This window comes from Flaviramulus sp. (genome assembly GCF_982512915.1).
On sequence record NZ_CEWOCJ010000031.1, the window covers coordinates 1 to 12138 of the forward strand.

The 12138-nt window shown below is 28.8% G+C and carries 8 protein-coding genes and 1 pseudogene; 2 read left to right on the forward strand and 7 right to left on the reverse strand.

Features of this window, described 5'->3' with window-relative positions; all coding sequences use genetic code 11:
* Positions 1-59: 59 nt before the first annotated feature.
* Positions 60-800, forward strand: a pseudogene (locus AC1XJX_RS13005) (IS30 family transposase); the annotation flags it as partial.
* Positions 801-1056: 256 nt separating this feature from the next.
* Here AC1XJX_RS13005 and AC1XJX_RS13010 read toward each other — a convergent pair.
* The 7 genes from AC1XJX_RS13010 to AC1XJX_RS13040 all read right to left on the reverse strand — a co-directional run bounded on the left by AC1XJX_RS13010 (position 1057) and on the right by AC1XJX_RS13040 (position 8254).
* A complete protein-coding gene (locus AC1XJX_RS13010; RefSeq protein ID WP_482004420.1) occupies positions 1057-1863 on the reverse strand; it encodes a DUF3050 domain-containing protein in 807 nt (268 codons plus the stop codon).
* A gap of 397 nt (positions 1864-2260) precedes the next feature.
* Positions 2261-3589, reverse strand: a complete 1329-nt coding sequence (locus AC1XJX_RS13015; protein ID WP_482004421.1) for a UDP-glucose dehydrogenase family protein — start codon at positions 3587-3589, stop codon at positions 2261-2263.
* Between the two features lie 184 nt (positions 3590-3773).
* A complete protein-coding gene (locus tag AC1XJX_RS13020) occupies positions 3774-4490 on the reverse strand; it encodes a LytR/AlgR family response regulator transcription factor (protein ID WP_482004422.1) in 717 nt (238 codons plus the stop codon).
* A gap of 9 nt (positions 4491-4499) precedes the next feature.
* Positions 4500-4817, reverse strand: coding sequence for an Hpt domain-containing protein (locus AC1XJX_RS13025; RefSeq protein WP_482004423.1), 318 nt, complete (start codon positions 4815-4817; stop codon positions 4500-4502).
* Between the two features lie 3 nt (positions 4818-4820).
* Positions 4821-7301: a PAS domain S-box protein gene (locus AC1XJX_RS13030; protein ID WP_482004424.1), complete on the reverse strand. Its 2481-nt coding sequence runs from the start codon at positions 7299-7301 to the stop codon at positions 4821-4823.
* Entirely contained in the window at positions 7298-7840 is a 543-nt protein-coding gene (locus AC1XJX_RS13035) for a heme NO-binding domain-containing protein (protein WP_482004425.1), read from the reverse strand. Before AC1XJX_RS13035 ends, AC1XJX_RS13030 begins: the two co-directional genes overlap by 4 nt.
* Positions 7841-8254 carry a response regulator gene (locus AC1XJX_RS13040; protein ID WP_482004426.1) on the reverse strand — a complete coding sequence of 138 codons (414 nt, stop codon included), beginning with the start codon at positions 8252-8254 and terminating at the stop codon, positions 7841-7843.
* Positions 8255-8498: 244 nt separating this feature from the next.
* On the opposite strand from AC1XJX_RS13040, the gene AC1XJX_RS13045 reads away from it, so the two are divergent.
* The coding region (locus AC1XJX_RS13045; RefSeq protein ID WP_482004427.1) for a M14 family zinc carboxypeptidase at positions 8499-12138 on the forward strand (3640 nt) is incomplete at its 3' end.

Below are 12138 nucleotides of genomic sequence, written 5' to 3' on the forward strand. Positions count from 1 at the left end.
TTTTCGATTTCCATTTTGAACTATAAAACCCGTAAAACATAATATAGATATAGCACTTGGTGGTGCTTTACCTGAAACTGGATTATAGCCCAGAACAGATTGTCGGCTACGCTAAAAGGATAGGAGCGTCTTGTGTTTCTTGTGAAAGAATCTATCAGTTTATATGGCAGGACAAAAAAAGCGGAGGGCTGCTTTATAGACACCTAAGGACAAGAGGCAAGAAATATAAGAAGAGAGGCAACCTAACTGCCGGCAGAGGACAGATAGAAGGCAGAATTGCTATCGACCAAAGACCAAAGGTCGTAGAACGGAAAGAGCGCTTTGGAGACTTGGAAATAGACCTTGTGATAGGTGCCAATCACAAAGGGGCGCTTTTGACCATTAACGACAGAGCAACGGGAATGCTTAAAATGAGGTATCTAGAAAGTAAAGAAGCTAAAGTGATAGAAAACAATACCATAGAAATATTGGATGAATGGATGCCTTTCATACACACCATTACTAGCGATAACGGAAAAGAATTTACCAACCATAGAGAAATTGCCGAAGGGTTAAATATCGACTACTTCTTTGCCAAGCCCTACCACAGTTGGGAAAGAGGAGCAAATGAAAACTTAAATGGACTGGTAAGGCAGTATTTTCCAAAAAAAACTAACTTTGACCTAATCCAGCAAAGTGAAGTCAAAAAAGCAGAAGAAATATTAAATAACAGACCCAGAAAAAGGTATAATTATCAAACACCCAATGAAGTATTTGTAAACGCAATCAACAATAACGGAATCGTTGCGTTTATGACTTGAATCCACCTTTTTATTATAATAAATATTAGAATAGATTTAAAAATTTTTTTAAAAAAAAAGCAAACCAATAAAGGCTTGCTTTTGTAATAAATTTATATTTCTAAACACTCTCACATGATAGAGTCACAAAAATAAATCACAATTAAATAATAAAACTTGAAGTTTCGATGAAAAACAATTATCTGTAGATGAATTATTTCTAACTAAAGATTAAAGGAATAATTAACTATGATTTTAGTGTAAATTCGTTTATAATTTAATAAGTTTTAATTGTTTTAAGATTCACTTTTTTAAAATTATTTTCAATGGCATCAGAAATAGCATCCCATAAATATATTCTATGTCTCAGAGATTCTTTTGCAACAATTAAAGATTCATGCCATTTTTTATTATCTAAACCACATAACTCAGAAACCATTTTATTTGTTAATGGTCCATGTGTTCCCTCATCGAGCTCTATATGCCTTTTTAAATAGTATGAAAACTTATTATACGATTGATTTTTTGGGTCTGCATTTTTAAGAATTTCGATAAACATTTCTGGTATTAAACCTTCTCTTCCAAATGCAAAAGCTGAGGCTATCAAATGCATTTCCTTAGTTTCAATAATCTGAAATGTAAACTTCACAAAATCGGAAACCCGAGTATCTAACTTTATATAGTCTAAGGAAGAATAAACTGAGTTTCCATTTTGAATTAATAGATCAATAAAATTGTTTATTTTACTTGTATCAGCATCCAATTGATTCATAGCTTCCAAATACATCTCAAAGTGACTCTTTGGTTCTCCTAGCTCATTATAATCACTCTCTTCTTCTAATACTATTTCATTAATAAATCTTGATAAAAATGCATTGCTTTTAGGTACCCAAGGGGCCGTTACGGATGTTAAGTTTATTTGAAGACTTTTTAAAAGAGACATAAAATCCCAAACAGCAAAGACATGATTCTCCATAAAAAGCCTTAGATCATTTATACTATTTAAATTTTTGTAAAGTTTATGATTACTTAACTGATTTTTTAAATCTATTAACTCGTTTTCTATGTATTGTATATTTAACATTTTAAAAAAAAATAGTTTTAAAAAATAAAAAAACCTCAACTATTTCAAGTTGAGGTTTTTACAATAAAAAAGTTTATTTTTAAAATACAAATTAAAAACACTTGTCATTCAAATAACACTATCTTATAAATAAGATAAGTAGTCCCAAACTAAAAGTTATTTAAATAACTACACTTGTTATTGCTTAAATTAAAATTCCTATGAAGATTTCTAATTAAAACCAAAATTAAATTAAATATTAAATGATAATCTTCAAATTAGACAGAATACCAAAAAGTGTAGATATAAGTATTTTTAGTGTAGACAAAGAATTAAAAGTGAAGTATTTATTATTGATGATTTAAAATAAAATAAGACATATTAATGTGTCTTATTTTATTTTAAAAATTACTTTTAATTATTTTTCAGTAGTATTAACACCTATACAGAAATATTCAAAACCTTCATTTTTCATCTCATCTCTGTCGTAAATATTTCTACCATCAAAAACAACTGGGTTGGTTAAGAGTTTTTTCATAATTTTAAAACTAGGTATTTTAAACTCTGGCCATTCTGTTAATACCGCTAAACAATCTACATCAATTAAAGCTTCATATTGATCTTCATAATAAGAAATTGTATCACCAAAATGATGTTTGGCTTCATTATTAGCCACTGGATCATAAGCTTTAACAACTGCTCCGGCATCTAACAAACTATTTATAATATATAATGATGGAGCTTCCCGCATATCATCAGTTTGTGGCTTAAATGAGAGCCCCCAAACCCCTATAGTTTTTCCTTTTAAATCACCTTTAAAGTAATTCATTATTTTATTAAATAAAACAAGTTTTTGATATTTATTTACAGCTTCAACTGCTTGTAAAACTTTTAACTCGTAGTTATTTTCACTTGCAGTTTTGATTAAAGCTTGCACATCTTTTGGAAAACAAGAACCACCATATCCAATACCTGGATATATAAACTTTGGTCCTATTCTAGAATCGGAACCTATACCCTTTCTCACTTTATTAATATCTGCCCCTACAATTTCGCATAAATTTGCAATATCGTTTATAAAACTAATTTTAGTGGCTAGCATTGAATTAGCTGCATACTTTGTCATTTCAGCAGAAACAATATCCATAAAAATTACTGGATGTCCGTTAAGTGTAAATGGTTTGTATAAGGTTTTCATTAAATCTTCTGCTCTTGTACTGTCTAAACCTACAACTATTCTGTCTGGTTTTAAAAAGTCATTAATCGCCGCACCCTCTTTTAAGAATTCTGGGTTTGATGCAACATCAAATTCAATTTTAGAGTTTCTCTTATCTAACTCTTCCTGAACTGCTTGTTTTACTTTTTTAGATGTTCCTACTGGTACTGTACTTTTTGTTACTATAAGCATATAATCTTTCATATACTTACCGCAATCTCTTGCTACAGCTACTACATATTTAAGATCTGCACTACCATCTTCATCAGGTGGTGTACCAACAGATATAAATAGTACCTCCGCATCTACTAAGGCTTCTTCAATATTCGTTGTAAAGGTTAATCTACCCTTCTTCATGTTCCTGGTAATCATGTTTTCAAGACCAGGTTCGTATATAGGAATGATTCCTTTATTAAGATTTTCAATTTTCTTTTGGTCAATATCTACACAGATTACATCAATTCCTACTTCGGAAAAACATGCACCAGTAACTAGACCCACGTATCCACTTCCAACAATAACTACTTTCATTATTTCAGATTTAAAAGTTTATTAATTTAATAGCTAAATTTTATTAAAAATATTTTTAAAATAAATTCCAAAATTAATAATTAATTTTGTAAAAAATCGATATAATACTAAAAAATACGATAAAATGAATTACATGTAATAATTTTATTAAATTAAAAAAATTATTTGTTAAAACTATGGATAATTAAAGCAAATTTAAACGGTTCATCAATTCCGGACGGAATGATCGACTCAATGGAACCACATCCTTGTTGATTAGAACCGATTTATCCTCAATGTCAATTATTTTATTTATATTGATTATGAATGATCGATGTATTTTTAAAAATGATGTATCAGGTAACTTTTCTTCTATTTTTTTTAGAGTGGAATGTACCGTGTAGTTTTTATCTTCGGTTTTTAAAAGTATATAATCACCTTTTGCTTCAACTAAATAGATACTGAAAATATCAATTTTAATTAATCGTCTATCGATATTGATATATAAATCATTACCAGATGTTGATAAATTATTACTATCATAATTATTTACTAGTTTATCATCTATATCAGAAGGCATTTCAGCTTTTTCAATAGCTTTTTTCAACCTAGGTAAAAGAATAGGCTTAACTAAATAATCTACAATACAATTAAACTCGAAAGCCTTTATGGCAAAGTTAGTATCAGAAGTTGTTAAAATGATTTTTGGAGGATTCTTTAATGTTTCAATAAAATCAAACCCATTAAATTCAGGCATATGAATATCTAAAAAGATAAGATCTACCTCGTTTTGATTTAAATATTTAATAGCATGTAAAGCATTAGAAAATTCATCAACAACTTGTAAACCTGGCAATTGACTACAAAGTTGACTTATAATTGTTCTAGCAGTACTTTCATCATCTATTATAATACAATTCATAATAATTATTTAGAGCTTATTTAGAAATAATGTTATGTTTTTTAAAATCTCTTCGAATTCAAATTTAAGACTAGAATCATTATCCTTTAGATTATTTTCAAATTGATTTGCAATCTCATAACTCTTTTCAAGACCGAAAATACTAATTTTATGCTTAAGTTTATGTACGTTTTCAGCTGCTTCTTTAATTTTTTTTTCAGAAATATTTTTTAAATATAAGTCTCTTTCCTGTGGAAATTCTCTTTTAATAATCTCTAAGAGTTTTATTTTAAAGCTATTATCGTCTCCACACAAGCTATTTATATACGAATAATTGGGCTTTTCCATAATTTATTTTTTTATTGTAAAATAAAAGGTAGACCCTTTTCCTGGAGTAGATTCTAACCAAATTTTACCTCCATGTAAATCAACAATCTTTTTAACTATTGATAATCCTACACCAGATGAATCTTGACTTTTATTTAGATAATTAAATATTTTAAATATTTTTTCATGATATTTTTCTTCAATACCCATACCATTATCTTTTACAGAAAACTGAAAAAAATCATCTAACTCCTTAAAATCAATATCTATAAAACCTTTTTCTTTATCACAAAACTTAATTGCATTACTTATTAAATTTTGAAATACTTGTTCCAATTTAGTTTTATCGCCCTGTACAACTGGTAGTTTAGGATTAATATTTATTGATATATGTTCTGGCAAAAACATAATATGTTTTAAATCTAGAAAAACTTCATTCAAATTAATAAGATCATCTAAATTAGAATCTTGACTTAAACTAGAATAGGCTAATACATTAGTAATTAGTTGTTCCATTTTTTCAAGAGTAGATTCAACAAGATTAAAATTTTTAATACTTATTTCATCCAATTTTGCAATATTGTCTTCTTTTAACCAACTAACTAAGGCATTTATATTTCTTAAAGGCGATTTTAAATCATGAGAAACAACATGTGCATACTCTTGTAATTCTTCATTTCTTTTTTCTAAATCGCTTAATAATCTTTCCTTTTGCTCTTGCAAAATTTTAAAATCTGTAATATCTAAGTGAATACCAATACTTCCAATTAACTTTCCATTTAAGTTATAATTTGGAGCACTACTAACCAACCAATATCTTAAATCACCAAACTTATTTTTAGCTTTTAATTCGTAAGAATTAGAATCTCCTTTTTTGCGTTTTAAATTTTCACTTTTAATTATTTCAATTTGATTAGAATCAAGAAACAAATTACTTGCTATTTTTCCAATAAGTTCTTTTTTAGTATAACCAGACATATCACAAAAACTGGAATTACACATCAAAATTTCATCATTATTATTTACTTCTATAAGTCCTAAATTCATGTTAGCAATAATATTGCTGTATTTTTCTTGTTGAGCGTCTATGGTTTGTCTAAATTTCCTTAATAAAGTAACGTCTTTATAGCTCCATAAATGTCCCGAATAATTATTTTGATTAAAAAGCGGAATATAATCTCTTTCTAAAATTTGGCCATTAGCCATTTCTATTTGCTCATTTAAAACAGTTTTTTTATCAAGTAAAATAGTATTTATTCTATCTACAAATTCTTGAGGATTTTTAACTAGATGTTTACTATCATCAGCAGAATTAGTACAGTCGAAACCTATCATAACATCAGGCTCAAGAGGAATTTCAAACATTTCACAAAATTTAGAATTAGTTAACACAATTCTTCTTTTTTCGTCTTCTAAAAGTATGCCACTCCCAAAGCTTGATATTAAAGTTCTTAACCGCTGTTCAGAATTAAAAAGATTATTTTTAACAATCTCACTTTGTTTTAAAATTATAGCATTTTTAACTTTTAAAGCTATAATATTTGAAATGCTTTCTAGCGTTTTTAAATGAGTTTTTGTGAAATGATTTTTTTGTGGATGCTCAGAATCTATTATTGCAATAACCTTATTATCGATTAATATAGGAACTGTAATCTCAGAATAATTATTTACTAAATCTTTTATGTATCTATTATCTTTACTTGTATCACTTATAAGCACTGATTTACAAGTTTTAGCTACGCTACCTACAATTCCATTACCTATATCAAAAGTTAATCTATTTATTATTTCCCCATTAGAATCAATTTTTTCACCAACGGCTGTAATTTGTTCAACTTTATTGTCACTATGATTAACTTTATAAATAACACAATCGTCTGTATCTAAATAAATTGATATTTTGTTTGCTAAAATTACTGATATATCATAAATATCTGTTTTTCCTAAAATAGATAAAGTTATATCATTTATAACCTCAGAAATATACTCATCTTCTCTTAATTTTGTAACATCTCTTATAATTCCTTGGGCTGCTACGGGTAAATTATTATCATATATAATACTAGCATTAATATGTACTAGTTTTTTTTTGTTATTGTAAGTATTTATATTTATTTCAAAGTCCGTTAATTTTCCTTTATTAAAAAGTTGTTCATAAGATTTCTCTACTATTTGATAATCATTCCTATTAATCATTTTCATGAGATTATAGTCAATTTTATCATTTTCAAATCCTAACATAAATAATGCAGCACTATTCATTTTTAAAATATTGCCATTCAAATCCATTACAACATATGCATCAACAATATTTTCAAAAACACCTTGTAATTGAGAGTCTTTTCTAGTTAATTCAGACTCAATATCTTCATATAATTTTTCTAACTTTTTATTTGAATAATAAATTTCTGTTGATTTTTGCTCTAATATTCTTTCAGCAGCTTTTCTTGCTTCTTTTTCACGCTTAAGAGCTCTTTCTAATATGTCAATTCTATGTTGACTCATTCATTTTTATTAATTATGAACTTTACTTCGGTTCCATCTTTATTAATATTTTCTAAAACAATAGTTGCACTACTATTAAAATATTCAAATGTTTTATTCATTAAACCCAAACCAAAATGATGCATAGCTCTAGTTGATTTATAAATCAAGATTAATGAATTTTTAGTTCTTTCAATAATATCAAATGTTGGCAATTCGGCATCGGGGTAAATTTTAACAACTTCTATATGAATATGATTTTCTATAGAGGCCAACATATCAATTGGATCTGAAAATTCTTTTAAAAAAGATGAATAACTTCTTTCAATAACGCCAAAAAAATGTTCTCCATAGGTTAATAATAATTGATCAATGGTTAATTTAGTTTTATTGCTTAAGTGATTTAGTAATTGTAACATTTCTGAAAAATCATAGGTGCCTATAGAAGTGTAAACGCCATTAGATTTTAAATCAGAGTTTTTAATTATATCATCTACAGTTTCTAAACCAAACTTTTCCTCTACTAAATCTAAAAATTCTGTAAAAACTATACCTTTCATTTAATCTTTAATTAACTCATTTATACTCCAATAAGCAAAAATCTTTTCTATTTTAGAGACATACTCCTCATATTTTAATGGTTTTAAAATATAACCAGAAACCCCTATTTTAAAACACTCTAATAAATCTTTATTATTGTTAGATGTCGTTAATATAATAGTAGGTAAATATTTTAAACGGTTATCGGATTTTAAAATTTTCAAAAAATCTATCCCGTTTATTTTTGGCATATTTAAATCCAATAAAATTATATCTGGTAAATTTTCTTTTTTTTGCAAAATATTTAAAGCTTCTTCTCCATTATTAGCTTCAATAATGATATGTTCTAAATTTAATGAAGAAATTGCACGATTAAGTTTCATAATCTCAATCAAGTCATCGTCAATTAACAATATTTCCAATTTTTTAATCATCTTATTTTTTAAATGTCTTGCAATTTATAAAAATTAAGACATTTAAAATTATGTTGATTGAAATTTCAAAATAAAATAATAACTAGATAATTTTTGGTAATATTCAAAATATTGATTTTTAGACTTTTAAAAAAAAATGATAAATATAATAATGTATTTCATCGTATTTTTTTGCATTTCGTAGATGTTTTTAAAATATTATTATATATTAGCCGCATAAATTTCATTAAATCCCAAACTAAAAATGAAAAAAACTACTCTCACAGGCATAATTATGCTTTTAATTATGCAGTTATCATTCTCTCAGGTTTTAAATAAAAGCCCTAAAAGAATTTCAATTATTAGCCCATCGCAAATTGATCTTTCAGAAATAAAAAAATCTGGAATTGATTTTACTTGTGGAGGAAAATACGTTAATAATAATCTTGAATTGGAGTTAACCTTTCCAGAAATTCAAATTCTTAAAAAACTAAACATTAATTTCAACGTAATTATAGATGATTTAGAAACTTATTATAAAGAAAGAAATAAACGCGAATTACCAAAAGCTAAAAGTGAATTAAATAGACTTAAATCGCTTTCGCAATTTCAAAAAATTTTAAGTGTAAAAGATGTTTTTGTTAACAATCCTGCCCAAATTGATGAATGTGATGAGTTAGATTGGGCAGTACCAACTAATTTTAATTTGGGAAGTATGGGTGGTGCTTTAACTTTGAGTGAAACTTTAGCACAGTTGGATTTGATGCGATCTATTTATCCTAACCTAATATCAGTTAAAACAGATGCTTCTACAACAGGAACTTTAACACATGGTAATAGCACAGGAGGCACTACATGGTCAGGACAAGTTATGTATTATGTTAGGATCTCTAATGATCCAAATAACTATAACCCTAGCAGACCTCAAACATTAATTACCGGTTCTATGCATGCTAGAGAGATAAACTCTTTAATGAATACTATGTATTTTATGTGGTACATACTTGAAAATTATAGTACGGATCCCTACATAAAAAATATAGTTGATAACCAAGAAATATATTTTATGCCTATTGCTAATCCAGATGGCTATAGATGGAATGAGGTTGTAGCTCCAAGTGGTGGTGGAATGCAACGTAAAAACTTAAGGCCTGGGGTTGCAGATAATGGAACTACTAGCACAAGTAACGTAAATAGAGGCGTTGATTTAAATAGGAATTTTAATTACTATTGGGGATGGGATAATTCGGGTTCTTCACCAACAACAAGTTCTGGTACTTACAGAGGACCTTCACCTGGTTCTGAACCTGAAACTAAAATTGTTCAGGAGTTTATTGAATCTCATAATATTCAAGTTGCTGTAAATCATCATGGAGGTTTAAACTCCATTGTAACATCGTCTTATAACGGTAATGTAAATGCAGCAGACTCAGGTAGAGAGGATGAATATGCTAAAATATGTCACGATTTAACACAATATAACAGATATATTTATGGGTCTGCGCCTAATACACTATATGAAGCAAACGGTGATGTAAATGACTGGATGCTAGGTGGTCCTCCTGTAACTTCAGGTGGGGAAACAAATTCTGGTTCTACAAAAAATGTTTTAGCATTAACTCCAGAAAACGGGGATGATTTTTGGCCTTCTCCAAGTTTAATTACGCCCATAGCGCAAAGGGCTATGCGCATGAATTTTATAGCCGTAATGCATTCTGGTAAATTTGCTAAGTTGCATGATTTAAATACTAGTAATATTGCTTCAACTAATGGTAATTTAGAATTTGCAGTAGAATATCTTGGTAAAACTTATGGAGACATTTCTTTAACTGTTACGCCTGTTTCTTCAAATATTACATCTATTACTTCTCCATCAGTTCAAACTAGCTGGTCTAAATTAGAACAACGAAATTTAACAGTACCTTATGTTTTAAATGGTTCTATTCAACCTAATGATGAAATTGAATTTGAAGTTACTTTAAGTAATGATGATTTTGTTATTTACAGAGCTAACTATGTTAAATATTATCAACCTACGGTAATTTTCCAAGATAATCCCGATGTTACAGGTATAAGTAACTGGACTACGTCTGGAACTACTACTGGCGGATCTTGGTCTCCAACAATTTCAAATGTGTATTCTGGTTCAACAGCTATAACATCTACTCCCTCAGTAACTTATACTAATAATGAGTTAAAATATTTAACACTAAATTCCTCAATAGACTTATCATCATCAGCTGCTGCATTAATTCAATTCTACGCTAAATGGGATATTGAACGAAATTATGATTTAGTACAATTGGAAGCTAGTATTAATGGAGGAAGCTCTTGGACTGCTCTCTGTGGTAGATACAACAAACCTTCATCAACGGCTTTAACCAATTTTCATTTAAATAAAAATAACGCAACATTTCAAAATCATCAAGCTTTAGGTGGCACAACCATTTATGATGGTGATTCTATGGATAAATGGGTTATGGAGGAAATACTAATCGATGCTACTGAAAATAGCACATTATTTGGACAAAGTAATATCCTGATTAGATTTAAATTTGATACAGACCCTTCAAATAGAGAAGATGATTTAACCGCTAGTTTTGATGGTTTTACTTTTGATGATTTTAAAGTAATTAGTATTGATATTCCGTGTGTTAATTCTACGCCTCCTAATGGTTTAACTGCTGATGTTACAACTACTCCATTATCAGCAATAATAAATTGGAATTCTATCCCTTCTGCAACTTACGACTTAAGATTTAGACAAATAGGAACTTCAATTTGGACAGAAATCACAGATTTAACAACAAATACTTACACAATTAATGGCTTAACAGAATCAACAGATTACGAAGTACAAGTTGGTACGCGTTGTAATCTCACTACATCAAGTTTTAGTTTATCAGTAAACTTTACAGCAACTGCTTGTATGGGAGGATCCATTAGTACATTTCCTTATAATGAAAGTTTTGATGGTGGTTTAGGCTTATGGATGCAATCACCTAATGGTTTTGACGATGATATTGATTGGACAAGAATTTCTACAATAACACCTTCAAATGGAACAGGACCATCTACAGGAGCATCAGATGGTTCACATTATTTATATACTGAAGCTTCAACAAATGTAAATCCAGCTGGAAGTCCAAATAAAGCTGCAATTTTAACGAGTCCTTGTATCATATTAAACGGATACGAAAACACACAATTAGAATTTGATTATCATATGTTTGGCGTAAACCTTGGAACATTAGATGTTGAAATAAGTACAAACTATGGCAGCTCATATACAAATATTCTAAATTTGAGTCCCGCTAGTCAAGATTTATGGAAAACACAAATAATTGATTTATCAACTTATGATGGACAAACAATAAGCCTTAGATTTATTGGTACAACTGGGAATGGTTGGAGTAGTGATATTTCTATTGATAATATTAATATAACAGCTAATATAACGACCCTTACAACTTGGTATCAAGATTTGGATGGTGATACTTACGGAAATCCTAATGTTACTCAAACTGCTAGCTCTCAACCTTTAGGTTATGTAGCTGATAACACAGATTGTAATGATAACGATATTAACTTAAATCCAAATACGGTTTGGTACATTGGTGTGGATAACGACAACGATAGCTTCTTTGGAACTACTAATTCAATCACTCAATGTACATCTCCAGGAGCTGGATACTCTACTACTGCACCTGCTACGACTGATTGTGATGATGCCGATAGTGATGAATTCCCTGGGCAAACTTGGTACATTGGTGTAGATAGTGATGGTGATGGATTCTTCGGAAGTGTAAGTTCAGTAACTGATTGTGAACAACCTGCTGGGTATAGTTTAACTGCACCTGCTACGACTGATTGTGATGATGCCGATAGTGATGAATTCCCTGGGC